Source organism: Pseudomonas siliginis, assembly GCF_019145195.1.
GTDB classification, from domain to species: domain Bacteria; phylum Pseudomonadota; class Gammaproteobacteria; order Pseudomonadales; family Pseudomonadaceae; genus Aquipseudomonas; species Aquipseudomonas siliginis.
In genome coordinates, this window is the sequence record NZ_JAHSTW010000012.1 from 90,216 (window position 1) to 115,830 (window position 25,615).

The 25,615-nt window shown below is 60.1% G+C and carries 20 protein-coding genes; 11 read left to right on the forward strand and 9 right to left on the reverse strand.

Annotation, left to right across the window (positions count from 1 at the left end; genetic code table 11):
* Positions 1–245 precede the first annotated feature (245 nt).
* From KVG87_RS23045 to KVG87_RS23060, 4 genes are all read left to right on the forward strand, one after another.
* Positions 246–734 carry a DUF3015 domain-containing protein gene (locus KVG87_RS23045; protein ID WP_016773112.1) on the forward strand — a complete coding sequence of 163 codons (489 nt, stop codon included), beginning with the start codon at positions 246–248 and terminating at the stop codon, positions 732–734.
* Positions 735–830: 96 nt separating this feature from the next.
* On the forward strand, positions 831–2,684 hold the full coding sequence (locus tag KVG87_RS23050; RefSeq protein ID WP_024014368.1) for an Lnb N-terminal periplasmic domain-containing protein: 1,854 nt from the start codon (positions 831–833) through the stop codon (positions 2,682–2,684).
* Positions 2,685–2,901: 217 nt separating this feature from the next.
* Positions 2,902–3,258 (forward strand): hypothetical protein, encoded by a 357-nt coding sequence (locus tag KVG87_RS23055; RefSeq protein ID WP_217852731.1) that lies wholly within the window; start codon positions 2,902–2,904, stop codon positions 3,256–3,258.
* A 70-nt stretch (positions 3,259–3,328) separates the two neighbouring features.
* The gene (locus KVG87_RS23060; RefSeq protein ID WP_042610511.1) at positions 3,329–3,823 is read left to right on the forward strand and encodes a GreA/GreB family elongation factor; all 495 of its coding nucleotides are present in this window, start codon (positions 3,329–3,331) and stop codon (positions 3,821–3,823) included.
* Here the strand turns inward: KVG87_RS23060 and gdhA are convergent.
* Both gdhA and ettA read right to left on the reverse strand, forming a co-directional pair.
* On the reverse strand, positions 3,820–5,157 hold the full coding sequence (gene gdhA / locus KVG87_RS23065) for an NADP-specific glutamate dehydrogenase (protein WP_217852733.1): 1,338 nt from the start codon (positions 5,155–5,157) through the stop codon (positions 3,820–3,822). The two genes, KVG87_RS23060 and gdhA, sit on opposite strands and share 4 nt — an antisense overlap.
* Positions 5,158–5,532: 375 nt before the next feature.
* Positions 5,533–7,197, reverse strand: coding sequence for an energy-dependent translational throttle protein EttA (ettA, locus tag KVG87_RS23070; RefSeq protein WP_016773108.1), 1,665 nt, complete (start codon positions 7,195–7,197; stop codon positions 5,533–5,535).
* 286 nt (positions 7,198–7,483) lie between these two features.
* Here ettA and morA point away from each other — a divergent pair, with 286 nt between their 5' ends.
* The 5 genes from morA to KVG87_RS23095 all read left to right on the forward strand — a co-directional run bounded on the left by morA (position 7,484) and on the right by KVG87_RS23095 (position 15,964).
* Entirely contained in the window at positions 7,484–11,332 is a 3,849-nt protein-coding gene (gene morA / locus KVG87_RS23075) for a cyclic di-GMP receptor MorA (protein ID WP_150638468.1), read from the forward strand.
* Positions 11,333–11,635: 303 nt separating this feature from the next.
* A complete protein-coding gene (gene glyA / locus KVG87_RS23080) occupies positions 11,636–12,889 on the forward strand; it encodes a serine hydroxymethyltransferase (protein ID WP_041477786.1) in 1,254 nt (417 codons plus the stop codon).
* A 284-nt stretch (positions 12,890–13,173) separates the two neighbouring features.
* Positions 13,174–14,487 (forward strand): C4-dicarboxylate transporter DctA, encoded by a 1,314-nt coding sequence (locus KVG87_RS23085; RefSeq protein WP_041477785.1) that lies wholly within the window; start codon positions 13,174–13,176, stop codon positions 14,485–14,487.
* 49 nt (positions 14,488–14,536) lie between these two features.
* Positions 14,537–15,241 carry a FadR/GntR family transcriptional regulator gene (locus KVG87_RS23090; RefSeq protein ID WP_016773102.1) on the forward strand — a complete coding sequence of 235 codons (705 nt, stop codon included), beginning with the start codon at positions 14,537–14,539 and terminating at the stop codon, positions 15,239–15,241.
* Positions 15,242–15,259: 18 nt separating this feature from the next.
* Entirely contained in the window at positions 15,260–15,964 is a 705-nt protein-coding gene (locus KVG87_RS23095; protein WP_217852736.1) for a GntR family transcriptional regulator, read from the forward strand.
* 114 nt (positions 15,965–16,078) lie between these two features.
* On the opposite strand, the gene yjiA is transcribed toward KVG87_RS23095, so the two are convergent.
* The 3 genes from yjiA to KVG87_RS23110 form a co-directional block, all read right to left on the reverse strand.
* On the reverse strand, positions 16,079–17,056 hold the full coding sequence (yjiA, locus tag KVG87_RS23100) for a GTPase (RefSeq protein WP_217852738.1): 978 nt from the start codon (positions 17,054–17,056) through the stop codon (positions 16,079–16,081).
* A 152-nt stretch (positions 17,057–17,208) separates the two neighbouring features.
* A complete protein-coding gene (locus tag KVG87_RS23105; protein ID WP_003228401.1) occupies positions 17,209–17,406 on the reverse strand; it encodes a YbdD/YjiX family protein in 198 nt (65 codons plus the stop codon).
* Between the two features lie 15 nt (positions 17,407–17,421).
* A complete protein-coding gene (locus KVG87_RS23110) occupies positions 17,422–19,488 on the reverse strand; it encodes a carbon starvation CstA family protein (RefSeq protein ID WP_217852740.1) in 2,067 nt (688 codons plus the stop codon).
* Between the two features lie 159 nt (positions 19,489–19,647).
* Between KVG87_RS23110 and KVG87_RS23115 the strand changes: the two genes are divergently transcribed.
* Positions 19,648–20,016 (forward strand): PilZ domain-containing protein, encoded by a 369-nt coding sequence (locus KVG87_RS23115; protein ID WP_217852742.1) that lies wholly within the window; start codon positions 19,648–19,650, stop codon positions 20,014–20,016.
* A 205-nt stretch (positions 20,017–20,221) separates the two neighbouring features.
* On the opposite strand, the gene radA is transcribed toward KVG87_RS23115, so the two are convergent.
* The 3 genes from radA to katB are packed head-to-tail and all read right to left on the reverse strand — an operon-like array spanning position 20,222 to position 23,781.
* Entirely contained in the window at positions 20,222–21,589 is a 1,368-nt protein-coding gene (radA, locus tag KVG87_RS23120) for a DNA repair protein RadA (RefSeq protein ID WP_217852744.1), read from the reverse strand.
* A 47-nt stretch (positions 21,590–21,636) separates the two neighbouring features.
* The gene (locus tag KVG87_RS23125) at positions 21,637–22,182 is read right to left on the reverse strand and encodes an ankyrin repeat domain-containing protein (protein WP_076564177.1); all 546 of its coding nucleotides are present in this window, start codon (positions 22,180–22,182) and stop codon (positions 21,637–21,639) included.
* Between the two features lie 57 nt (positions 22,183–22,239).
* Positions 22,240–23,781: a catalase KatB gene (katB, locus tag KVG87_RS23130; RefSeq protein WP_217852747.1), complete on the reverse strand. Its 1,542-nt coding sequence runs from the start codon at positions 23,779–23,781 to the stop codon at positions 22,240–22,242.
* 285 nt (positions 23,782–24,066) lie between these two features.
* On the opposite strand from katB, the gene mscL reads away from it, so the two are divergent.
* On the forward strand, positions 24,067–24,480 hold the full coding sequence (mscL, locus tag KVG87_RS23135; RefSeq protein WP_024014404.1) for a large-conductance mechanosensitive channel protein MscL: 414 nt from the start codon (positions 24,067–24,069) through the stop codon (positions 24,478–24,480).
* A gap of 45 nt (positions 24,481–24,525) precedes the next feature.
* Here mscL and KVG87_RS23140 read toward each other — a convergent pair whose 3' ends face one another.
* Positions 24,526–25,302: a ferredoxin--NADP reductase gene (locus KVG87_RS23140; protein WP_217852749.1), complete on the reverse strand. Its 777-nt coding sequence runs from the start codon at positions 25,300–25,302 to the stop codon at positions 24,526–24,528.
* Positions 25,303–25,615 lie beyond the last annotated feature (313 nt).

A 25,615-nucleotide genomic window follows, 5' to 3' on the forward strand; every position in this document is an offset into this window, starting at 1 on the left:
CCACTGGCAAGGCGCGCCACATGACAAAGCATAGACAAGCGCGCGGCCGGCCGACGCGTCCCGCTAAATCAGAAGTTTATTCCAAATATTTTGCAAAAAGTCACGGAACCGCTGGAACGTGCCTAAACTCCAAACTGCGCGGCTGGAACTAATACCGGCCCACTGACACTTTCGGTTCTGTCCTCGGGCAGAGCGCGAAGGGCCAGAACCCTGTCCATTGGTATGCACATAAAGAGAACAAAGCTATGAAACGGATTCTTCTCGGTACTCTCTTCACCGCTGTATCCATCAACGCAATGGCGCAAGCCCCGGGCGGCCCGGATTGCGGTTGGGGCAACATGCTGTTCGAAGGTCAGCGTGGTACCCCGGCGCACTTCCTTGCTTCCACCACCAACGGCACTTCCGGTAACGCCACGTTCGGTATGACTTCCGGCACCAACGGTTGCTCGACCAACGCATCGCTGACCTACGGCGGCAAATCCTGGTTCGCCATGAATGGCATGATGAACGAGCTGTCCGAAGACATGGCCAAAGGCAATGGCGAAGCGCTGACCACTTATGCCGTGGTCCTGGGCGTAGCACCGGAAGATCGTGCGCACTTCGCGCAAGTGACCCACGAGCACTTCCAGCAGATCTTCAGCAAAGCTGACGTGACCGCTGAAGACGTGCATACCAACACCCTGGCAGTACTGAAATCGGACCCACGTCTGGCCAAGTACGCAACTCAGGCTTAAGCTCGACCCCGCCCGCTTCCTTCGGGAAGCGGGTTTTGTTTTTTTGGCCCGCCCCTCTTTGGGTCTTTTATTTCTTTCCTGTTCAAGTTGCCGACTATGCTCAAACGCCTTGCCTGGCTGGCGCTCTGTGTCTGCGCCCCGCTGTCCGCCGCGCCTCACATCGATCCTCAACGTTTGCAGCAACTGGCCAACGACCGCTTCTGGATTTCTCTGGGTCATTACGAAACCGCCAAGCTCGGCGGCTGGCGCAGCTATGTCAGCGACAAGAAGTTTTTTCTCGCGCCCGACGGCAATGAACATCCGGACCGTGAACTGGCCGCCACCGTGCAGGCGCTGTACGCCCCGGCCAGTCTCGGCGAACAACACGCACAATGCGTCTACCCGGCGCGTACACGCTGGCTGAAAGCGCAGCTCAATCTCGCCGACCTGCCAGCGCCCGAATGCGCCGAATACAAGCAATGGTTCAAGGACGTCTCGCCGCACAGTGCGGTGATGATTTTCCCGGCGGCGTATCTCAACAGCCCGTCGTCGATGTTCGGCCACACCCTGCTGCGCATCGATCAGGCGGATGTGCAGGCCGACAAGACCTCGCTGCTCAGCTACGCGATCAACTTCGGCGCCTACATCGAAGGCTCGGACAACAGCATTCTGTATGCCTGGAAAGGCTTGATGGGCGGCTACCCGGGGCTGTTCGCGCTGGTGCCGTACCAGGAAAAACTCTCGGAATACCGCAGCCTGGAAAACCGTGACCTGTGGGAATACCGCCTCAACCTGACTCAGGAAGAAACCGCACGCATGGTCGAGCATGTGTGGGAGCTCAAGCAGATCCAGTTCGACTATTTCTTCTTTGACGAAAACTGCTCGTATCGCTTGCTGGAGCTGCTGCAAGTGGCGCGGCCGAGCCTGCGCCTGACCGAACAATTCCCGCTGACCGCGATCCCGACCGACACTGTGAAAGCGGTGAAAGAGGCCGGGCTGGTCGAGCACATCGAATATCGCCCGTCCCGCGAACGTGAACTGCTCAGCCGCGCCGAGCCTTTGAGCGATGACGAACAGCAATGGGTGCTGAAAGTCAGCGCCGATCAAAAAGTCCTGCAAGAGCCAACGTTCAAAGCCCTGCCGCGCGCACGTCAGGCGTTGATCGTTGACGCCGCCTATCGTCTGGAGCGCTACCGCGCCAATGGTCAGGAGCGCGACCCGCAACGAGCGCAGCGCAGTTTCGAACTGCTGCGGGCGATCAACAAGAACCCGGCGCCGGAGTTGGAAATTCCGCAACCCGGTCTGCCCGAAGATGGCCACGAGTCCCGCACCTGGCAGGCCGGCCTCGGTACGCGCGGCGATCGCGCCTTTGGCGAATATGGCCTGCGCATGGCTTATCACGACCTCAACGACAACGCCGAAAGCTTTCCTCTCGGCGCGCAGATCGAGATCCTGCAACTGAAGCTGCGCCAGTACGAAGGCAATGACTGGCAGTTGCAGCAACTGGATCTGGCCACCATCCGTTCGCTGACACCGCGCAACGAGCTGCTGCAGCCGCTGTCGTGGCAAGTCACCGGTGGCCTTGAGCGCGTGCCGGGCAAGCATGACGACGAAACGCTGGTCAGCCATGTCAACGGTGGCGGCGGCGGCACGTGGCAGTTGGGCGAAGACGTGCTCGGCTTCGCGCTTGGCACGGTGCGCGTGGAGCACAACAACGACTTCGCCGAGTTCGTTTCCCCGGCTGGTGGCTTCAATACCGGCGTGCTGTGGAAAAACCCGCTGGGCAATCTGAGCCTGGAGGCCAAGGGCGACTACTTCTTCAACGGCGAAGTGCGCCGCAGCCTGAGCCTGAATCAGCAGTGGGAGCTGTCGCGCAACCTCGGTTTGCGCCTGAGCGCGCAACGCGAATTCAGCCAGCTCGCCAGCCCCGAGACGGAAGTCATGCTGGAAGTGAAGTGGTATCACTACTGATCCCGAGCCTGTGAATCTCCCTGTGGGAGCGAGCCTGCTCGCGAAAACGGTGGGCCTGTCAATAGTAGTGTTGCCTGACACGGCGCCTTCGCGAGCAGGCTCGCTCCCACAGGCGCTTTGTGGTGTGCAATGGATTTTTCACAGGCCTTCGACAGCCGCCTCATGAATCGCCTTCTAGACTTCCCGTATCAGCCGAAAATCGGCGCGGGAGAGTGCGATGTGGCGGTACGTGGGATTGTTGGGCGTTGTATTGGCGCTGGGCGGTTGCCAGACCACCCATGAAGACTTGATCGCCAAGGGTTATCCACCGGCCTTCGCCGACGGTTTCGATGACGGCTGCGTCAGCGGCCGGCAAGCAGCGGGCTCGATCAGCGGCGAGTTTCGCAAGAATGTGCCGCGCTATCTCAAGGATCAGCAATACGCCGACGGCTGGGTCGACGGCTTCCGCCAATGTCAGGCGATGCTCGAAAACAAGGATCGCGAGCAATATCGCAACGAGCATTGGGACGAACGCGAACGCGCCTGGCAGCAGCAGAAGGACCAGGACGTCGGGCGGGCTTATCGCTCGCAATAGGTCGCTTGCAGACATCCGTTGAAACCAAATGCCGGCAACCATGGCCCAAATCCTTTAACAGGAGGACTTCATGAGTCGCGCATTCGTCAACGAAGACAACGCCGCCGCGCAGGCCGATCAGCCGGTCGAACGTCAGGTCAGCACGCAGCCCAACTACGTCACCCCGCAAGGTCTGGCGCAATTGCAGGCGAAAGTCGCCGAGTTGCAGAGCCTGCACGCTGAGCAAACGGCCAAGGGCGAGCAGGCCGACAAGCAACGCTTGGCCGATCTGCAACGGGATCTGCGTTATTTCACTCAACGCCTGAGCAGCGCCCAAGTCGCAGTCGCTGCGACTTCCACCGACAAGGTGCAGATCGGTAGCTGGGTGACCTTCGCCGATGAACACGACACTGAACACCGCGTGCAACTGGTCGGCGAGGATCAGGCCGACGCCAGTCAGGGCCTGATCAACTGGGCCTCACCGCTGGGCCGGGCCTTGCTCGGCGCCCGGCTCAACGATGAAGTGCTATGGCAGCGGCCTGCCGGCGACCAACTGATCGAAGTGATTCGCATCGAACCGGCTTAAACCACGCCTTGCGCCAACATCGCATCGGCGACTTTGACGAAACCGGCGATGTTCGCGCCTTTGACGTAATTGACCTGACCGTTGTCTTCGCCGTAATGCACACAGGCGTGGTGGATCGACTGCATGATCGCGTGCAGCTTGCTGTCGACCTCGCCCGCCGTCCACAGCAGGCGCATGGCGTTCTGCGACATTTCCAGACCGCTGACGGCAACACCGCCCGCATTCGACGCCTTGCCCGGTGCGAACAGAATCCCGGCCTCGATAAAGATATCCACAGCCTCCAGCGTGGTCGGCATGTTCGCGCCTTCAGCCACACAGACGCAGCCATTGCGCAGTAGCGTGCGTGCGGCCTCGGCGTCGAGCTCGTTCTGCGTCGCGCAGGGCAGCGCGATATCGCACGGCAGCGACCACGGATGTTGGCCGGCGCGGAATTCCAGACCATGGGCGCTCGCCAGTTCGCTGATGCGCCCGCGTTTGATGTTCTTCAGCTCCAGCAGCGCCAGCCACTGTGCTTCGCTCAAGCCTGCTTCGCAGTACAGCGTGCCTTCGGAGTCGGACAGGGAAATCACTTTGCCGCCGAGATCCATGAATTTGCGCGCCGCGTACTGAGCAACGTTGCCAGAACCGGAAATCGCCACGCGCTTGCCTTCCACGCTCTGCCCGCGGCGCTTGAGCATCTCCTCGGCGAAGTACACGCAGCCGAAACCGGTGGCTTCCGGGCGAATCAGGCTGCCGCCGTAGGTCATGTCCTTGCCGGTGAGGACGCTGGTGAACTGGCTGCTCAGGCGCTTGTACTGGCCAAAGAGGAAACCGATCTCCCGCGCACCGACACCGATATCACCGGCCGGCACGTCAACGTCGGCGCCGATGTGGCGATACAACTCGCTCATGAACGCCTGGCAGAAACGCATGACTTCAGCATCGCTCTTGCCCTTCGGATCAAAGTCGGAACCGCCCTTGCCGCCGCCCATGGGCAGGGAGGTCAGCGAGTTCTTGAAGGTCTGCTCGAAGGCGAGAAATTTCAGCACGCCGAGGTTCACCGACGGATGAAAACGCAAGCCGCCCTTGTACGGGCCGATGGCGCTGTTCATCTGGATACGGAAGCCGCGATTGACCTGGACCTTACCCTGATCGTCGACCCACGACACGCGGAACACCAGCGCACGCTCCGGCTCGCAGATGCGCTCCAGAATGCCCGAAGTCAGGTAATGCGGATTGGCTTCAAGAAACGGCCACAGACTGCGCAGGACTTCTTCGACAGCCTGGTGGAATTCGGGTTGATCCGGGTCGCGTTTTTTCAGGCGCGCAAGGAAGGATTCGACGGATTCGATCATGGGCAAAGTCTCGGCAAATTTATTGTCGTTGGAGGAGATTGGGCCGGACTGTAACAAACGAATTGCGCACAGGAACAGAGCAAAATGTCGCAGTTATGAAATTAAATGGTGCACAGGATATAAATCAGGCTGGTTTTTGCCCAGTTTTGCACCTGAATGGTGAGATCAAATTCAAGCCATGCACCAACAGTTATACCGCCATCGCTGGCAAGCCAGCTCCCACAGTGGACATCGGTGAAACACATAACTCGAACACCCCACAAAACCCTGTGGGAGCTGGCTTGCCAGCGATGAATCCAACTCGGTATCCCTGAAAAACCGGGCAAAAAAAAACGGAGCCCGAAGGCTCCGTTCTTTTATGCAACCAACCCGATATCAGGCCAGTTTCTTGTGACGTACCCGGTGTGGCTGGGCCGCTGCTTCGCCGAGGCGTTTTTTGCGGTCGGCTTCGTACTCGGTGTAGTTGCCTTCGAAGAACACCGCTTGCGAGTCGTCTTCGTACGCCAGGATGTGCGTGGCGACACGGTCAAGGAACCACCGATCGTGGGAGATCACAATGGCGGCGCCCGGGAAGTCCAGCAGGGCTTCTTCCAGCGAACGCAGGGTTTCCACGTCGAGGTCGTTGGACGGTTCGTCGAGCAGCAGGACGTTGCCGCCCTCCTTCAGGGTCAGCGCCAGGTGCAGACGACCGCGCTCACCGCCGGAGAGGTCCTTGACGAACTTCTGCTGATCGCCGCCCTTGAAGTTGAAGCGACCGACGTAGGTACGCGACGGGATCTCGTAGTTGCCGATGCGGATCTGGTCGGAACCGTCGGAAATCTGCTGGAACACGGTCTTGCTGCCGTCGAGGTCTTCGCGGCTCTGGTCGACGCAGGCCAGTTGCACGGTTTCGCCGATTTCGATGCTGCCCGAATCCGGAGTTTCCTTGCCCATGAGCATGCGGAACAGCGTCGACTTACCGGCACCGTTACCACCGATCACGCCGACAATGGCGCCTTTCGGCATGGAGAACGACAGGTTGTCGATCAACACGCGATCGCCGTAGCCTTTGGTGACGTTCTTGAATTCGATGACCTTGTCGCCCAGGCGCGGACCGGCCGGGATGTAGATCTCGTTGGTCTCGCTGCGCTTCTGGAATTCCTGCGATTGCATTTCTTCGAAGCGTTGCAGACGTGCCTTGGATTTCGACTGGCGGGCCTTGGCGCCTTTGCGCACCCACTCCAGTTCTTCTTTCATGGCTTTTTCGTGAGCCGACTGCTGCTTGGATTCCTGGGCCAGACGATCGGACTTGGCTTCGAGCCAGCCCGAATAGTTGCCCTCGTAAGGAATGCCCGCGCCGCGGTCGAGTTCCAGAATCCAGCCGGCGACGTTGTCGAGGAAGTAACGGTCGTGCGTGATCGCGACCACGGTGCCCGGGAAGTCGTGGAGGAAATGCTCCAGCCACGCCACCGAATCAGCGTCCAAGTGGTTGGTCGGTTCGTCGAGCAGCAGCATGTCTGGTGCGGACAGCAGCAGACGGCACAGGGCGACACGACGCTTTTCACCACCGGACAGGTGTTCGACTTTCGCGTCCCAGGCTGGCAGACGCAGCGCATCAGCGGCGACTTCCAGTTGGCGCTCGAGGTTGTGGCCGTCGCTGGCCTGCAGAATCGCTTCGAGCTTGGCCTGTTCAGCGGCGAGCTTGTCGAAGTCGGCATCCGGGTCGGCGTAAGCCGCGTAGACTTCGTCCAGACGCGCTTGCGCATCCTTGATCACGCTGACCGCTTCCTCGACCACTTCACGTACGGTCTTGGCAGGGTCGAGCTGCGGCTCTTGCGGCAGGTAACCGATGTTCAGGTCCGGCATCGGACGGGCTTCGCCTTCGAACTCGGTGTCGACGCCAGCCATGATTTTCAGCAGCGTGGATTTACCCGAACCGTTGAGGCCGAGTACGCCGATCTTGGCGCCGGGGAAGAAGGACAGCGAAATGTTCTTGAGAATTTCCCGCTTCGGCGGAACAACTTTGCCCAGCCGATGCATGGTGAAGACGTATTGAGCCATGGAGAACCTTGGGTCAGTGACAGATGAATGATTGGAGCGCAGGCGATGCCTGGCCAGACCGGTGCGCGTCGTTCACTTGAGGATCATCAATGCGTGCGCGCGGAAAAAGTCTGATTCTAGGAGCTGGAACGCCCCCGCGTAACCGGCAAAGCTACCTTAATGACCGATGGCAGTCCAGCCGAGAGGGGCTGGCACTTCGCCACAACTCAAGGCATGCTAGCCGCCCTTCGGGCGTCCGGCTTATAGTGCACGTCGCGCCAGTCCAGCCAAATCGCAGGATCACAGCTTGACCAATGTCACTCCGCCAGCCTCTGTGAGCAGCACCCCACCGGCGCCCGGCTCGCCCCTGCGCGGGACATTAAAGGGTGCGCTGGCCACCCTCGTGCTGTTATTGCTCGCGTTGCTGTTCTGGCAACTGCTCGATCAATTGCGTGAAACCCAGAAGAACCAGCGCCAGTACACCATCGACTACACCGCCGACCTCGCCGCTCAAGTCAGCCTTAACATGGCGCTGAACGCGCAAATCGCCCTCAATCTGCTACCGATCGTCGAGCAACCGCAAACTGCCGACGAACAGCAGATGCTCCTGCGCAAACTGCAACGCTCGCTGCCCGACCTGCGCAGCATGGCCCTGCTCTCGCCCTCCGGCCGGATCATCAGCGACAGCGCCACCGACAGTTCCGACGCCGATTACCTGACCGAACTGGTACGCCGCAGCCGTGCCCAAGCGCATTACTTCAGCAATGCCGATGACGGCTCGGTGGTGCACCTGCTGTTGCATCAGGCCAGCGGCAGCAGTCGCGGTTACTGGGCCTTACGCCTGACGCCAACCTTCTTCGACTCGCTGACCAAACAGGACGCCACCGCCCTGCGCCCGTTGTGGCTGGTGGAAAACCGCCTCAATCACCAGATCATCAGCCGCGAAGCAGGGCTGCCCTCGGCCAAGGCTGGCGGGCTGACGCCTGACGATGTCGCCAACACCGTGCTGACCGTGCCGCTGAGCAGCAGCGACTGGCAACTGCGCGGGCTGTTCGACCGCCAGCGCGTACTCGAAGAACTGCTGCCGGCGTTCATCGGCAAATGCCTGCTCGGCCTGGCGTTCTCGATGTTGCCGGTGATTGCACTGCTGAACATGCGTCGGCGCCAGCGCCAGGTACATGAAGGCCGGCGGCGTTACCAGGATATTTTCGAAGGCACCGGCGTGGCCTTGTGCGTGCTTGACCTGTCCGGCCTCAAGCAGATGTTCGACAAGGCGCAGATCCAGACCAGCGACCAGCTCAAGGCCTGGCTCGACCAACCGCAGCAGCGCCAGCAGTTGCTCGCGGAAATGCGCGTCACCGAAGTCAACCAGGTTGCCTTGCAACTGCTCGATGTGCATTCCTGCGACGATGCCTGGCAACTGCTGATCGATGGCCAGCGCCATCCGCAGTGCGCGATCGGTCAGCAGATCCTCGACGCCGTCCTGCAGCAGCAGAAACAACTGGAACTGGAAATCAAACTGCCCAACAGCAATGGTCGCGACCAGCACCTGTGGATGGTCCTGCGCCTGCCGAGCGAGCAGCACGACTATAAAGCGGTGATTCTCAGCATCAACGACATCACCAGCCGCAAGCTGATCGAGCTGTCGTTGCTGGAGCGCGAAGGCTTCTGGTCGGACGTGGTGCGCACCGTGCCGGATCATCTGTATGTGCAAGACGTGATCAGCCAGCGGATGATTTTCAGCAACCACCACCTCGGCCAGACCCTCGGCTACAACCGCACTGAACTGCATCAGATGGGCGAGTACTTCTGGGAAATCCTCCTGCACCCGGAAGACGCCGACCATTACCATCGCTCGCGGCAGTTGCAGCGCCACGCCGGTTACAGCCAGCTGTTGCAATGCCAACTGCGCTTCCGTCATCGCGACGGCAAGTGGCGGCGCTTCGACATCCGTGAACAGGCGCTGGCGCGGGACAAGCACGATCAGGTCACGCGGATCATCGGCGTGGCCAAGGACATCACCGAACAGATCGAGGCCAGCGAATCGCTGCGTGACAGCGAGCAGCGTTACCGCATGCTCGCCGAAAGCATCAGCGACGTGATTTTCTCCACCGACAGCAAGCTCTCGCTGAACTACGTCAGCCCGTCGGTGCAGGCGGTGCTCGGTTACAACGCCGAATGGATCTTCCAGAACGGCTGGCAATCGATCATCGCCAATCCCGGGCAACTGAACGGCATTCATGTGCTGATGGACCGCGTCAGCAAGGCGCTGGACAAGCCCGAGCAACTGGCATTGCTGCGCAGTCAGGTGCAAACGCAGCTGTTCCTCTTCGATTGCCTGCGCGCCGACGGTCGCAAGATTCCGATCGAACTGCGCCTGGTGCTGGTGTGGGACGAACACGGCGCGTTCGAAGGCGTGCTCGGCGTCGGCCGCGATATCAGCCAGCAGCGCCGTGCCGAAAAAGATCTGCGCATGGCCGCTACGGTATTCGAGCACTCGACTTCGGCGATCCTGATCACCGACCCGGCCGGCTACATCGTCCAGGCCAACGAAGCCTTCAGTCGGGTCAGCGGCTACAGCGTCGGCGAAGTGCTCGACCAGTTGCCGAACATGCTCACCGTCGACGAGCAGCAGGACGCGCACTTGCGCTACGTGCTCAAGCAGTTGCACGAGCACAGCACCTGGGAAGGCGAAGTGTGGATGAAGCGCCGTAACGGCGAGCATTACCCGGCGTGGGTCGGCATTACTGCCGTGCTCGACGATGAGGGCGATCTGGCCAGTTACGTGTGTTTCTTCAGCGACATCAGCGAGCGCAAGGCCAGCGAGCAGCGCATCCACCGCCTCGCCTATTACGATGCCCTCACCCATTTGCCGAACCGCACGCTGTTCCAGGATCGTCTGCACACCGCGCTGCAAGCGGCCGAACGGCAGAAGTCGTGGGTGGTGCTGATGTTCCTCGACCTCGACCGTTTCAAACCGATCAACGACTCCCTCGGCCACGCCGCCGGCGACCGCATGCTCAAGGACATGGCCACGCGCCTGCTGGCATGCGTCGATGACGACGATACCGTCGCGCGCATGGGTGGCGACGAATTCACCTTGCTGCTGCAGCATCGCTCCAACCGCGAACTGGCGCTGAACCGGGCGATTCATGTCGCCGAGCAGATTCTCGCCAGCCTGGTGCGGCCGTTCGTGCTTGAGGGCCGCGAGTTCTTCGTCACCGCCAGTATCGGCATCGCCCTGAGTCCGCAGGACGGCAACGAACTCAGCCAGTTGATGAAGAACGCCGACACGGCGATGTACCACGCCAAGGAACGCGGCAAGAACAACTTCCAGTTCTATCAGGCCGACATGAACGCCAGTGCGCTGGAGCGTCTGGAACTGGAAAGCGATCTGCGCCATGCGCTGGAGCAGAACGAATTCGTCCTGTATTACCAGCCGCAGTTCAGTGGCGACGGCAAACGCTTGACCGGCGCCGAAGCGCTGCTGCGCTGGCGACATCCGCGTCGCGGGCTGGTGCCGCCGGGTGATTTCATTCCGGTGCTGGAAGAGCTCGGTCTGGTGGTGGACGTTGGCGACTGGGTCATCAGCGAGGCCTGTCGACAGCTGAAAACCTGGCACCAGCAACGGGTGCGGGTGCCGAAGGTGTCGGTGAACATTTCCGCACGGCAGTTCTCCGACGGCCAGTTGGGCACGCGAATCGCGACGATCCTGCGCGAAACCGGCCTGCCGCCGGCGTGTCTGGAGCTGGAACTGACCGAAAGCATCCTGATGCGCGAAGTCAGCGAGGCGATGCAGATTCTTGCCGGGCTGAAAAACCTTGGTCTGAGCATCGCAGTCGATGACTTCGGCACCGGTTATTCATCGCTCAACTACCTCAAGCAATTCCCGATCGACGTGCTGAAGATCGACCGCACCTTCGTCGACGGCCTGCCGTCCGGCGAACAGGACGCGCAGATCGCCCGGGCGATCATCGCCATGGCCCACAGCCTGAATCTTGCGGTGATTGCCGAGGGTGTGGAGACTCACGAGCAGCTGGACTTCCTGCGTGAGCATGGTTGCGATGAGGTGCAGGGCTATCTGTTCGGCCGGCCGATGCCGGCGGGACGGTTTGAAGCGCAGTTCTGTAACGACGCGCTGTTCATGTTCGACTGAAGAACTGCGGCGCGCCCGAAAAGATCGCAGCCTTCGATTGTTCCCACGCTCCGCGTGGGAATGCCTCACTGGACGCTCTGCGTCCGCTTCGGCAGGTGACGCGGAGCGTCACGGGCTGCATTCCCACGCAGAGCGTGGGAACGATCAATGTGGGAGCGAGCCTGCTCGCGAAGGGGCCGGCAAAAGCACCGCACATCTGTCATGAACGCCACTTGTCTGCGACATGACGTCGTTTCATATGTCATCCAAAAGCGGTTGGGTTAGAATGCCCCCCTTTTCTGCCCCCGATCCTTGAGGACCGCCATGTTCAGCCGTGATTTGACTATTGCCAAGTACGACGCCGACCTTTTTGCCGCCATGGAGCAAGAAGCTCAGCGTCAGGAAGAACACATTGAGCTGATCGCTTCGGAAAACTACACCAGCCCAGCGGTGATGGAAGCTCAAGGCTCGGTCCTGACCAACAAGTACGCCGAAGGCTATCCGGGCAAGCGTTACTACGGTGGTTGCGAATACGTGGACGTGGTTGAGCAACTGGCCATCGACCGTGCCAAGGAACTGTTCGGCGCCGATTACGCCAACGTTCAGCCGCACGCTGGTTCCCAAGCCAACGCTGCTGTTTACCTGGCTCTGCTGCAAGGTGGCGACACCATTCTGGGCATGAGCCTGGCCCATGGCGGTCACCTGACCCACGGCGCCAGCGTTTCCTCCTCGGGCAAGCTGTACAACGCCGTTCAATACGGTATCGATGCCAACGGCCTGATCGACTACGACGAAGTCGAGCGCCTGGCGGTCGAGCACAAGCCGAAAATGATCGTTGCCGGTTTCTCGGCCTACTCGCAGATCCTCGACTTCCCGCGCTTCCGCGAAATCGCTGACAAGGTCGGCGCTTACCTGTTCGTCGACATGGCTCACGTCGCCGGTCTGGTTGCCGCTGGTGTGTACCCGAACCCGGTGCCGTTCGCCGACGTCGTGACCACCACCACGCACAAGACCCTGCGCGGTCCACGTGGCGGTCTGATCCTGGCCAAAGCGAACGCCGAGATCGAGAAGAAGCTCAACTCCGCAGTATTCCCGGGGGCACAGGGTGGCCCGCTGGAGCACGTGATCGCGGCCAAGGCGATCTGCTTCAAGGAAGCGCTGCAGCCTGAGTTCAAGGCTTACCAGCAACAAGTGGTGAAGAACGCCAAGGCCATGGCCGAAGTGTTCATCGCACGCGGTTTCGACGTGGTTTCGGGCGGTACTGAAAACCACCTGTTCCTGCTGTCGCTGATCAAGCAGGACATCTCCGGTAAAGACGCTGACGCCGCTCTGGGCAAAGCGTTCATCACCGTGAACAAGAACTCCGTGCCGAACGATCCACGCTCGCCGTTCGTGACTTCCGGCCTGCGCTTCGGTACTCCGGCTGTCACCACTCGCGGTTTCAAAGAGGCTGAGTGCAAAGAGCTGGCCGGCTGGATCTGCGACATCTTGGCTGACCTGAACAACGAAGCGGTGATCGACGCCGTTCGCGAGAAAGTCAAAGCCATCTGCAAGAAACTGCCGGTGTACGGCGCTTAATCGCGACGTTAAACCAGCAGCATGAAAAACCGGCCAAGTGATTGGCCGGTTTTTTTTCGCCTGTTGAAAAGATCAAAAGATCGCAGTCTGCGGCAGCTCCTAGACGCGGCTTTGGCCGCTGGTCAGACCGGTCATGCCAATTTCATGTTTTCCTCTTGTAATCAGGAAAAACCCAAGCCTAGACTGCGCCTGCACTGGACATACCGGTAAGACCACAATAATTAAGTCCTGCATCCGCTACGCAACGCGTGCGGCAGCCAGGGCACCGACCCAGGATTTCTCCCATGCTCAGATGGTGCTCGCGTTCAATCTTCCTTCAAGTGGTTCTCGGACTGATGCTCGGCATCGTCTGCGGGCTTACCCTTCCTGAATACTCCGCTCAGCTCAAACCGCTCGGCGATGGCTTCATCAAACTGATCAAGATGCTGATTGGCCTGATCGTGTTCTGCGTGGTGGTCAGCGGCATCAGCGGCGCGGGCGATCTGAAGAAGGTCGGGCGCATCGGCCTCAAGTCGGTGATCTACTTCGAAGTGCTGACCACCATCGCCTTGGTGATCGGTCTGGTGTTCGCCTTCAGCACCGGCATTGGCAGCGGCGCGAACATTCATCTGGAGCAGCTCTCCAGCGCCGACATGGGCGACCTCGCCGAGCGCAGCCAGCACATGCACACCACCACGCAATTTCTGATGGACCTGATCCCGACCTCGGTGATCGGTGCCTTCGCTGACAACAATATCTTGCAAGTGCTGCTGTTCTCGGTGCTGTTCGGCAGTGCACTGAATCTGGTTGGCGAAGCGGCTTCCGGGATTTCGCGACTGATCAACGAACTCAGCCACGTGATTTTCCGCATCATGGGTATGATCGTCCGGCTGGCGCCGATCGGCGTATTCGGCGCCATCGCCTTCACCACCAGCAAATACGGCCTCGATTCGTTGCAGCACCTGGGCAGTCTGGTCGGTCTGTTCTACCTGACCTGCGTCGCCTTCGTCGCGCTGATCCTCGGTCTGGTGATGCGCGTCTCCGGCCTGCGCATGTGGCCGCTGCTCAAGTACCTGCGGGAAGAACTGCTGATCGTCATGGGCACCGCCTCTTCCGACGCCGTGCTGCCGCAGATCATGCGCAAGCTCGAACACCTCGGTATCGGCAGCTCGACGGTCGGTCTGGTGATCCCGACCGGGTACTCGTTCAACCTCGACGGCTTCTCGATTTACCTGACCCTGGCCATCGTGTTCATCGCCAACGCCACCGGCACGCCATTGGCGATGACCGACTTGCTGACCATCCTGCTGGTGTCGCTGATTACCTCCAAAGGCGCCCACGGCATTCCCGGTTCGGCGCTGGTGATTCTCGCGGCAACGCTGACGGCGATCCCGGCGATTCCCGTGGTTGGTCTGGTGCTGGTATTGGCCGTGGACTGGTTCATGGGCATCGGCCGGGCGCTGACCAATCTGATCGGCAACTGCGTCGCTACCGTGGCCATCGCCCGCTGGGAAAAGGACATCGACGTGCAGCGCGCGAACAAGGTGCTCAACGGCGAGCAGGGCTATAACTTTCAACCGCGAAAAACCGTCGCTCCGGCGGCGGCCAAAGAATTCTGAATGAGTGCCGTGCCTGCCAATGCGCAGGCACGGCGCAGGGAGCCAATACGTGATTACAACTTCAACCGTCGTCAATTCAGTGGTGGAAAAACTCCGCGCCGCGTTGGCCCGAGGCCAGTGGCGCTCCGGCGACATGCTGCCGGGCCAGCGCGAACTTGCCGAACAACTGGGCATCAGCCGGCCGAGCCTGCGCGAAGCGGTGATCGTGCTGGAAACACTCGGCCTGGTGCGCTCGATGCCGGGCAAAGGCGTGGTCGTCCTCGATGCGCAACTCAGCGACAGCCAGAGCCACGACAGCGCGGTGGCCGGCGCCAGTCTCGAAGATGTGCTGCAACTGCGCTACACCCTCGAGCCGTTCATCGTCGGGCTGGTCGCGCAATCGATCAGCAGCAAGGAAGTCGGCCAGTTGCGCCTGACCCTGATGGACATGCGCGAAGCCCTCGAGGCCGGTGACAGTGAAGCCGGGGTCAGCGCCTACATCGCCTTCCACGAAGAATTGTTCACGCTGACTTCGAACCCGATTTTCCAGAGCGTGGTGCAGCAGACCAGCAATGCCCTCAAGCAAAGCGCCGAAGTGTTGCGCAATTCCCCGGAACATCTGGCCGAACGTCTGGAAGAAAACGAAGCGGTGGTCCGCGCGATCCGCAGCAAGAACAGCGCTCAGGCCAGCGCCGAAATGCGTCGGCACATTCTGCGCGAAGGCCAGCGCATGGGCGTTGAGCTGAACATTCCGGACGACAACCTGCCCACCTGATCTGCCAGGAGAACGGCCATGAACAGTTTTGCTTCAGCCTCGCATGCCGATTCGACCGCCCTGCCCGTCTCTCGCCTCGGCACGCCGACGGAGGATCTGTATCCGCGACTGTTCGACGCGATTCTCGAGCAGCGTATCGATGAAGACAGCCGGTTCACCGAGGACAGTCTGCAGGCGATGTTCAGCGCCAGCCGCGCCGATGTGCGGCGGGTGCTGACGCAGTTGTCCCACGAGCAGATCGTGGTGTTGCGCGCCAATCATCGACCACGAGTGGCCGCGCCTGATCGGGAACTGATCCGGCAGACCTTGCATGCGCGACGGCTGGCTGAGAACACCTTGGTGCGGTTGGCCTGTCAGCGTCCGCAGCCAGACGATTTGAAATGCTTGCGCACGTTGATAGAGCGCGAGAAGCGCGCCGTCGAGCAGGATCGGCGCGGGGCGGCGATTCGGTTATCGGGGGAGTTTCATCTGCAGTTGGCACGGATGGCGGGAAATCTGCCGCTGGCGCATTTTCTGCGCAGTCTCGTGCCGCTGACGTCGTTGGCGATTGCGCGGAGTCAGTGTTCGACGCGAAGCTGTTGCGCATGGCAGGAGCATTTGGCGTTGGTTGAGATTGTGGAGCGAGGTGATGCTTGCAAGGCCGGGAGGCTGATGAATGGGCATCTGGATCATCTTGAGCAGACACTGCTGGGTTCAGACCTTGAGCATTGTGCTGTCGGTTAGACCGCCTTCGCGAGCAGGCTCGCTCCCACAGTGGATTGCATTCCTTCTGACAGAATGCGTTCTACTGTGGGAGCGAGCCTGCTCGCGAAGAGGCCTTTTGAGCTATTGAAATTATCAGGCTTGTTGCGCTGCAACCCTGGCAAACCCCTCCCGAATCTTCTCTTCCGGCAAGTCATCGGCAATAAACACGATCACACTCTCGCGCGTCTCGCCCTCGGCCCATTCGGTGTCCCAGTCGAAACCATAGAGTTTCAGCACACCCTGAAAAACCAGCCGCCGATCTTCCCCGGCAATATTCAACACGCCTTTGTAGCGCAGCAATTGCTTGCCGTGTTCTTCCAGCAGTTCGTTCATGAACTCGCTGAGCTGATCGATATCCAGCGCCTGATCGGTGCGCAACACCAGGCTGGAGATGCGATCGATCGACGGTGCCTTGCTCACCGGACGAAGGCTCAGACCGCCGCCCAGGTCAGCATTGAGGTTGAAACCACGCACATCCAGCAATTCAGCCAGATCGATATTGCCATGCTCGACCACGCGGATCGGCGCGCGGCGGTTGATTCGCGTAAGGCGCTCGCTCAGCGCGGTGAGCGTCGCCTCATCGACCAGATCGGTCTTGCTCACCAGCAAGCGATCGGCGAAACCGATCTGCGCCTGGGCGATGGTCTGAGTCAGGTGCACGTCGGCGTGGGCGGCGTCGACCAGGGTGATGATGCCGTCGAGCAGGTAACGCTCGCGCAGCTCTTCGTCGATGAAAAAGGTCTGCGCCACCGGTGCCGGATCGGCGAGACCGGTGCACTCGATCACCAGACGATCGAAGGCGATCTCGCCGCTGTCCAGGCGCTCGAGCAGCAAGTACAGCGCCTTGGTCAGGTCGGTGTGAATGGTGCAGCAGACGCAGCCGTTGGCCAGGGTCATGACTTGCACCGGCTCGTCACCCAGCAACTGAGTGTCGATGCCGGCGTCGCTGAATTCGTTTTCGATCACGGCGATTTTCAGGCCGTGCTCGGCTTTCAATAAATGACGCAGCAAGGTGGTCTTGCCGGCGCCGAGGAAACCGCTGAGGACCGTTACCGGAATGGGAGAAGACAAAACCCGATCTCCTGAAAAGAACACAAAAACAAATGTGGGAGCGAGCCTGCTCGCGAAAGCGGTGTGTCAGTCAAATCATTCATCAACTGACACTCCGTATTCGCGAGCAGGCTCGCTCCCACAGGGGATTACCTCAACCTGATGCTGTCAGCTCAACAGCACTTCGGCCCACCCTTGCCACCGTAACGGGCTTCCTGACGTTCGCGAAAGAACATCTCGTAGCTCATCACCGGTTTGTCCGGGTGTTTGGTTTGCATATGCTCGACGTAGGTGTCGTAGTCGGGCATGCCGACCATCAAGCGCGCGGCCTGACCGAGGTATTTACCGAGGCGACTCAGGTCATTGAACATGCTGCAATCCTCTGGTTACGCATCCGGCAGGGCCTGGAATGGCGATTCTTTATCCGTACGCTCTTTTTTGCCCCAGGCGGCGATGCCGACCTTGAGCGCATAGAACAGGATGCTGAACACCACGAACAGGAACAGCGCAGTGAGTGTGGCGTTGGTGTAGGCGTTGAAGATCACGTGCTGCATCTGCTCGACGCTTTTCGCTGGCGCCAGCACCTGACCGTTGGCCAGCGCATCGCTGTACTTCTTGGCCAGGGACAGGAAGCCGATCGCCGGGTTGGCGTCGAACAGCTTGATGAAACCAGCAGTGGTAGTGCAGATCAACAGCCAGGTGGCCGGCAACAGGGTGACCCAGATGTAGCGCTGGCGCTTCATCTTGATCAGGACCACGGTGCCGAGCATCAGCGCGATACCGGCGAGCATCTGGTTGGAGATGCCGAACAATGGCCACAGAGTGTTGATGCCGCCCAGTGGATCGATCACGCCCTGATACAGCAACCAGCCCCACATCGCCACACAACCGGCGGTGGCGATCAGGTTGGCACCCCACGACTCGGTGCGTTTCAGCGCCGGTACGAAGGAGCCGAGCAGATCCTGCAGCATGAAGCGTCCGGCACGGGTACCGGCGTCCACAGCGGTGAGGATGAACAGCGCTTCGAACAGGATCGCGAAGTGGTACCAGAACGCCATGGTGTTTTCACCCGGCAGGACACTGTGCAGGATCTGCGCGATCCCGACCGCCAGGGTCGGCGCACCACCGGCGCGGGCCAGAATGGTGGTTTCGCCGATATCATGGGCAACCGCTTGCAGCGCCTCCGGCGTAATCGCGAAGCCCCAGCTGGTGACCATTTGCGCCACTGACGCCGCATCACTGCCGACCACGGCGGCCGGGCTGTTCATGGCGAAGTACACGCCCGGCTCGATCACCGAAGCGGCAACCATGGCCATGATCGCTACGAACGATTCCATCAGCATGCCGCCGTAACCGATGTAGCGGGCGTTGGTTTCGTTATCCAGCAGCTTCGGCGTGGTGCCCGACGAGATCAACGCGTGGAAACCGGAAACCGCACCGCAAGCGATGGTGATGAACAGGAACGGGAACAGACCGCCCTTCCACACCGGACCGGTGCCGTCGACGAACTGGGTCAGCGCCGGCATTTTCAGCTCGGGCATGGTCACCAGAATGCCGATTGCCAGGGCGACGATGGTGCCGATCTTGAGGAAGGTCGACAGGTAGTCACGCGGCGCGAGAATCAGCCACACCGGCAGCGACGCGGCGACAAAACCGTAACCGACCAGCATCCAGGTAATCTGCACACCGGTGAAGGTGAAGGCTTTGGCCCATACCGGATCGGCAGCAATCTGCCCGCCCAGCCAGATCGAACCGAGCAGCAGCAACACACCGACCACGGAGATTTCGCCGATGCGGCCCGGGCGGATGTAGCGCATGTAGATGCCCATGAACATCGCGATCGGGATGGTCGCCATTACGGTGAAGATGCCCCACGGGCTCTCGGCCAGGGCCTTGACCACGATCAGCGCCAGCACCGCGAGGATGATGATCATGATCAGGAAGCAGCCGAACAGTGCGATGGTCCCGGGAATCCGGCCCATCTCTTCACGCACCATGTCGCCCAGGGAACGGCCGTTGCGTCGGGTCGACATGAACAGGACCATGAAGTCCTGCACCGCGCCCGCCAGCACCACACCGGCAATCAGCCAGAGTGTGCCGGGCAGATACCCCATCTGCGCCGCCAGCACCGGACCGACCAGCGGCCCCGCGCCAGCGATGGCCGCGAAGTGGTGACCGAAAAGAATGTGTTTGTTGGTCGGCACATAGTCCAGACCATCGTTGTTGAGCACGGCGGGGGTGGCCCGACGCGGATCCAGTTGCATCACGTTGTTGGCGATGAACAGACTGTAGTAACGGTACGCAACCAGATAAATGGCCACGGCAGCGACCACAATCCACAAGGCGTTGATCGCCTCGCCGCGGCGCAATGCCACTACGCCAAGGGCGCACGCTCCTACGATTGCCAGCACGAGCCAGGGTAAGTGGCGCAGCAGGCTATTATTATTTTTCATTTTATTATTCCAGCCAGGGTGGACAAGAAAGACAGCCACCCCGAGTTTAGCGCTTACGGCGCCAAAGGCCATACCCCGACATAGGTCTAGACGCTTGAGCGATTGGCTGGCGCCCGCATTCGCGGTCTATAGTCAGCGAACCTTCATGAGGATTGCGCCATGAGCGAGCACCCCGCCAATCGACGTCGTTTCAAACGTATTGCGTTCGATGCCCGAACCGAGCTGAAACAGGGCGAGTACATCTGGCCGGTCAAGTTGATCGACCTGTCGCTCAAGGGCCTGCTGATCGAGCGACCGGAGCCGTGGCTTGGGGATAATGAGCAGGACTTCCTAGTCGACATTCATTTGAGCGAAGACGTCGATATCGAAATGGACGTGCATCTGGCCCACGAGGAAAACGGCCACTTGGGGTTCATCTGCCGGCACATCAGCCTGGAATCGATCCAGCGCCTGCGCCGCTTGATCGAACTGAATCTGGCGGATGAGGCCGAGCTGGAGCGCGAACTGGGTGCCCTGATCGAAATCTAGCGCCACCCCCAACCCCGAATTGGAATGCCCTGTGGTGAGGGGGATCTATGTGGTGAAGGGACTTATGTGGCGAGGGGATTTATGTGGCGAGGGGATTTATGTGGCGAGGGGATTTATCCCCGTTGGGCTGCGCAGCAGACCCGTTTTTTCAGGGCCGCTACGCGCCCCAACGGGGATAAATCCCCTCACCACAGAGGTTCGGCGTTCACTCAAACAATGCGTCAAGTGCTTGTTCAAGGCGGGTCACGGCAATGATCTGCAACCCCGCCGGCGATTCCTTCGGAGCGTTACCCTTCGGCACGATGGCGCGTTTGAAGCCGTGCTTGGCCGCTTCTTTCAGCCGCTCCTGCCCGCTCGGCACCGGGCGCACTTCGCCAGACAGGCCGACTTCGCCGAACACCAGCAGATCATGCGGTAACGGCCGATTGCGCAAACTCGACATCACCGCCGCCATCAACGCCAGATCCGACGCCGTCTCCAGCACCTTCACGCCGCCTACCACGTTGAGGAACACGTCCTGATCGTGGGTCGGGATCCCGCCATGGCGGTGCAACACCGCGAGCAACATCGCCAATCGGTTCTGATCCAGGCCCAGCGTCACCCGACGCGGGTTGGCCAGATGACTGTCATCGACCAGCGCCTGCACTTCCACCAACATCGGCCGGGTGCCTTCCCATGTCGCCATGACCACACTGCCCGGGACTTCTTCCTGAGCGCGGGTGAGAAAAATCGCCGATGGGTTGGAGACTTCTTTCAGGCCCTTGTCGGTCATGCCGAACACGCCCAATTCGTTGACCGCCCCGAAACGGTTCTTCACCGCACGCAGCAGACGTAGACGACCATCGGATTCACCTTCGAAATACAGCACGGTATCGACCATGTGTTCCAGAACACGCGGACCGGCCAAGGCGCCCTCTTTGGTGACGTGGCCGACGAGGAAGATCGCCGTGCCGCTCTGCTTGGCGTAACGCACCAGCAACGCCGCACTTTCACGCACCTGCGACACGCCGCCCGGCGCCGATTGCAGCTGTTCGGTGAAGATGGTCTGGATCGAGTCGATCACCATCACCTTGGGCTTTTCCTGGCGGGCGGTGGCGATGATGGTTTCGATGCAGGTTTCGGTCATCACCCGCAGTTGATCCTGCGGCAGGCCGAGACGGCGGGCGCGCATCGCCACCTGCTGCTGGGATTCCTCACCAGTGACGTACAGCGCCGGCATGCTCTTGGCCAGATTGCACAGGGTCTGGAGCAGGATTGTCGATTTGCCGATCCCCGGATCACCGCCGATCAGCACCACCGAGCCATCGACCAGCCCGCCGCCGAGTACGCGATCAAGCTCACCGGAGGCGGTGGAAAAACGTGGAATCTCTTCGATGCTGACTTCGGCGAGCGTCTTGATCTGTGCCTGCTGCCCTGCCCAACCGGTGCGCCCGGCAGGGGCCGTGGCCCCGCCGCTTTCGATCATGGTTTCGGTCAGGGTGTTCCAGGCACCGCACTCACCGCACTGCCCGGCCCACTTGGGAAAGGTTGCGCCGCACTCGGTGCAGCCGTACATGCGCTTGGCCTTGGCCATCAGAACCCCCGGAACAAAAGACGCGATGATAACGCAGCCACCGCCGATCAGCGCGGCGCAGCAGTACGGATTTCGCCGCTGGCCAGACGTGCGGCGCTGTTGCCCAGCGGATCCTCGGCATTGAGGTCAGCGCCCTTGGCTTTCAACGCATCAAGCAATTCCAGACGCTTGAACAGCCCGGCGTACATCGCCGCTGTCTGCCCGGCGCCGTTACGCTGGTCGGGGCTGCAATCGGTGGCCATCAGGCGTCGGGCGATCTGTAATTCGCCTTTGAATATCGCGCCCATCAGCGCCGTGTTACCGCGTTGGTCCTGAGCACAGGCATCTGCGCCAGCGGCGAGCAGGCGTTCAACCGCCGGCGCCTGACCGTGGTAGGCGGCCAGAATCAGCGCGGTGTAACCCTTGCTGTCGCGGGTATCGAGGGAATAGCCGGACTCGATAAAGGTCTCGAGCATCGGCACGTCGCCACGCCGTGCGGCGTCGAAATAGTAATCCTGCAACTGCGCCTTGATTGCCTCGGGGCTTTGCTCGACCGGTGCCGCCCACGCGCTGAACGACAGGCACCCGGCCAGGCATAAAAGAAAAATACGCATCGGGCTCTCCTTGAGCGCACGCGAGGCCGGACAGCCCTCGCGTACGCCGCATCGCTATCAGTCGGTCAGTTTGGCCGCCAGTGCTTTCACACGGCTGAGGTCGCCCTTGGCCACTTCGGTCACACCGCTGCCGTACTCGGGGTCAGCCTTGTACAGGAAGGACAGGATGATGTGCTTGCTCTCGTCATCGGTGGTGGCCAGCGAGCCGCCGAAGCTGTCGATCAAGTCGCGACGCTCCTGCTTGCTGTACGAGCGATACAGATCACCGGCCTGCTTGAAGTTCTGCTCACGCTGGATCTTCGCCTGCTGCGTGCTGCCCGCCAGCGCCGACTGGCTGTAACGCGCCGCTGGCGTTTCTTCACGCGGTTGCAGGCGGCTTGGCTGGTAGTTGACGCCGGACTGGCTGGCGCCAAAATTCATCGCGCCATCCTGATTGCCATTGTTCACTGCGATTTTCGGTGCGTTGATCGGCAATTGCAGAGCGTTGGCACCAAGGCGATACATCTGCGTATCGGCATAAGAGAACACTCGGCCCTGCAACAAACGATCTTCCGAAGGTTCGATACCCGGAACTACGTTGGCCGGTGCCATGGCAACTTGTTCGGTTTCCTGGAAGACATTGGCTGGATTACGGTTCAGGACCATTTGTCCAACTTTGCGCTCGGCAATACCCGGCCAGATCTTGGTTGCATCCAATGGATCGAAATCAAACTTGGACAAATCCTGTGGCTTGAGAACTTGCACGTACAAGTCCCACTTCGGAAAGTTACCTTTATTGATATTACTCACCAAGTCGTTGGTCATATGACTGTAATCCTGACCCTGAACTTCGCTGACTTGTTTTGGCGTGAGGTTCTTGATGCCTTGAAGACTCTTCCAGTGAAACTTCACGTAGTGAACTTCATTCTTGGCATTGATCAGCTTATAGGCATGAACACCATTGCCATCCATCTCCCGGTAACTGGCCGGAGTACCGTAGTTGGAATACAACTCGGTCAGTGTGCGGGTGGCTTCCGGTACATGGGAGAAGAAATCGAACCGGCGCGAATCGTCATCGAGGTTGGTGCGCGGATCGGGCTTGAAGGCGTGCACCATGTCCGGGAATTTGATCGCATCACGGATGAAGAAGGTCGGGAAGTTGTTGCCGACCAGATCCCAATTGCCGTCCGCGGTGTAGAACTTGGTGGCGAAGCCGCGCGGATCACGCAGGGTTTCCGGGGAGTGGTTGCCATGCACCACCGCCGAGAAACGCACGAATACCGGCGTGCTCTGGCCTGCGGCGAACACCTTGGCCTTGCTCAGGTCGCTGAGGTCATCGGTCACGGTGAAGGTGCCGTGAGCGCCAGTGCCGCGTGCATGTACGACGCGCTCGGGAATGCGCTCACGATCGAAGCGCTGCAGCTTCTGGATCAGTTGCACATCCTGCAGCAGCACCGGGCCGTTGGCGCCGGCAGTTTGCGAGTTCTGATTGTCACCGACTGCCGCGCCGTTATCGCGGGTCAGCGGAGCGGCGTTGACCGAAAAGGTCAGCAGCCCGGCAGTCAGTACGCCGAAGGTGCGGCGGAAGGGAAAAGCCCCCAGTCCAGGAGTGGATGTCATATCAGGTTCCTCTGGTTTTATTGGGCGCATCCAGGTGCGCCACACCAAGGCTAGAGGCCTGTGCCGCAGAACATAAATAGAAAGAACGTAACACCATGATTGAAGAAATTGGCTTTCCCGTCAGCGGGTTAGCGCGTATTCCGCGCGCGATTGCTGGCAATTTGCAAACTAATCGTCAATCGATGTGTCGATAAAAACGGGCATTGTAAGAAGGTGTTTCGCGCAGGAGGCGTTTCGCTGATTTACACTGCCTACACCAAACTCATCTGTAACAAGGAAATAACTATGGGCGTGCTTAGCGAGTTCAAGGCCTTCGCGGTCAAAGGCAATGTGGTCGACATGGCCGTCGGTATCATCATCGGCGCGGCGTTCGGCAAGATCGTTTCGTCGTTTGTCGGCGACGTGATCATGCCGCCGATCGGCCTGTTGATCGGTGGGGTGGACTTCAGTGATCTGGCTGTCACGCTCAAAGCCGCCCAGGGCGATGCGCCCGCAGTGGTGCTGGCTTACGGCAAATTCCTGCAGACGGTGCTGGATTTCGTGATTGTCGCTTTCGCGATTTTCATGGGTGTCAAAGCCATCAACCGCCTCAAGCGCGAAGAAGCCGTAGCACCGACCGCGCCGCCGATCCCGAGCAAGGAAGAGCAACTGCTGGGCGAAATTCGCGACCTGCTCAAGGCGCAGAACGAGCGGCCCTGAGGCATTCGGTACTCGTCAAAACGGCACCCGCGGGTGCCGTTTTCGTTACCAGTAATTTTCCACCGCAACTTGCCCCGGCTTGCGCGTCAGGCTCAGGCGCATGTCGCGCTGTTTAAGCAAGGCGCGGGTGTCGTCGATCATCTGCGGGTTGCCGCACAACATCACACGCGAATGCTCTGGCGAGAGCTCAACGCCCGCCGCGCGTTCCAGTTCACCGTTTTCGATCAACGTGGTAATCCGGCCCTGCAGCGCGCCTGGGTGAGCTTGGCGGGTCACAGTGGGGATGAATTGCAGCTTGTGGGCGTATTCGCTCAGATAGTCCCGTTGCGCCAACCCGGCGATCAACTCCTGATAAGCCAGTTCCCGCGCCTCCCGCACGCTGTAAACCAGAATGATTCGCTCGAATTTCTCCCAGACCTCGAAGTCCTGCAGGATCGACAGAAACGGCGCCACCCCGGTGCCGGTCGACAATAACCACAGGTCACGGCCGTCGACAAAACGATCCAGCGTCAAATAGCCGAACGCCTGGCGCTCGACCATCAGGCTATCGCCGACCTGTAGCCGGCTCAGCTCACTGGTGAATTCGCCGCCCGGCACGACGATGGAAAAGAATTCGAGAAACTCGTCGAACGGCGACGACACCATCGAATAGGCGCGCCAGACCGTACTGCCATCGGCCTTGCTCACGCCCAGCCGGGCGAACTGGCCGGCACGGAAGCGAAAGCCGGGGTCGCGGCTGGTGCGCAGCGTGAACAGGTTCGGCGTCAACGTTTGCACATCGAGCAAGGTCTGGGTGGTGTACTTCTCGGCACTGGCAGTCATGAGGCACTCCTTGAAACGATTGCCTACAGTGTCCCGCAAAACCGCGCTGCCAAACACCTGCCATTGGTAATGATATTGACAGAATCAGCGCTGCACATTCGATGTGATGTCAATGTTAGATCTAGAGTAATAACTTTAAGATGGCAGTTAAAATATAACAGCGCGCATTGCTAAGAACACTTTATTAAAAACATTAAAGTTTCAATCTCGAAAAAATGTAAGGCGTTTCGCAGGAAAGATCCTACACTTCGATTCGTGCCGGATCTTTTGGATCCATTCCGCACCCCGATATCAAGATACAGAGGCAAAGTTC

Bases quoted from the DNA above. Each gene is read 5' to 3' on its own strand.
- KVG87_RS23045 (WP_016773112.1), top strand. From the start codon at position 246: ATGAAACGGATTCTTCTCGGTACTCTCTTCACCGCTGTATCCATCAAC.
- KVG87_RS23050 (WP_024014368.1), top strand. From the start codon at position 831: ATGCTCAAACGCCTTGCCTGGCTGGCGCTCTGTGTCTGCGCCCCGCTG.
- KVG87_RS23055 (WP_217852731.1), top strand. From the start codon at position 2,902: ATGTGGCGGTACGTGGGATTGTTGGGCGTTGTATTGGCGCTGGGCGGT.
- KVG87_RS23060 (WP_042610511.1), top strand. From the start codon at position 3,329: ATGAGTCGCGCATTCGTCAACGAAGACAACGCCGCCGCGCAGGCCGAT.
- gdhA (WP_217852733.1), bottom strand. From the start codon at position 5,157: ATGATCGAATCCGTCGAATCCTTCCTTGCGCGCCTGAAAAAACGCGAC.
- ettA (WP_016773108.1), bottom strand. From the start codon at position 7,197: ATGGCTCAATACGTCTTCACCATGCATCGGCTGGGCAAAGTTGTTCCG.
- glyA (WP_041477786.1), top strand. From the start codon at position 11,636: ATGTTCAGCCGTGATTTGACTATTGCCAAGTACGACGCCGACCTTTTT.
- KVG87_RS23085 (WP_041477785.1), top strand. From the start codon at position 13,174: ATGCTCAGATGGTGCTCGCGTTCAATCTTCCTTCAAGTGGTTCTCGGA.
- KVG87_RS23095 (WP_217852736.1), top strand. From the start codon at position 15,260: ATGAACAGTTTTGCTTCAGCCTCGCATGCCGATTCGACCGCCCTGCCC.
- KVG87_RS23105 (WP_003228401.1), bottom strand. From the start codon at position 17,406: ATGTTCAATGACCTGAGTCGCCTCGGTAAATACCTCGGTCAGGCCGCG.
- KVG87_RS23110 (WP_217852740.1), bottom strand. From the start codon at position 19,488: ATGAAAAATAATAATAGCCTGCTGCGCCACTTACCCTGGCTCGTGCTG.
- KVG87_RS23115 (WP_217852742.1), top strand. From the start codon at position 19,648: ATGAGCGAGCACCCCGCCAATCGACGTCGTTTCAAACGTATTGCGTTC.
- radA (WP_217852744.1), bottom strand. From the start codon at position 21,589: ATGGCCAAGGCCAAGCGCATGTACGGCTGCACCGAGTGCGGCGCAACC.
- KVG87_RS23125 (WP_076564177.1), bottom strand. From the start codon at position 22,182: ATGCGTATTTTTCTTTTATGCCTGGCCGGGTGCCTGTCGTTCAGCGCG.
- katB (WP_217852747.1), bottom strand. From the start codon at position 23,781: ATGACATCCACTCCTGGACTGGGGGCTTTTCCCTTCCGCCGCACCTTC.
- mscL (WP_024014404.1), top strand. From the start codon at position 24,067: ATGGGCGTGCTTAGCGAGTTCAAGGCCTTCGCGGTCAAAGGCAATGTG.
- KVG87_RS23140 (WP_217852749.1), bottom strand. From the start codon at position 25,302: ATGACTGCCAGTGCCGAGAAGTACACCACCCAGACCTTGCTCGATGTG.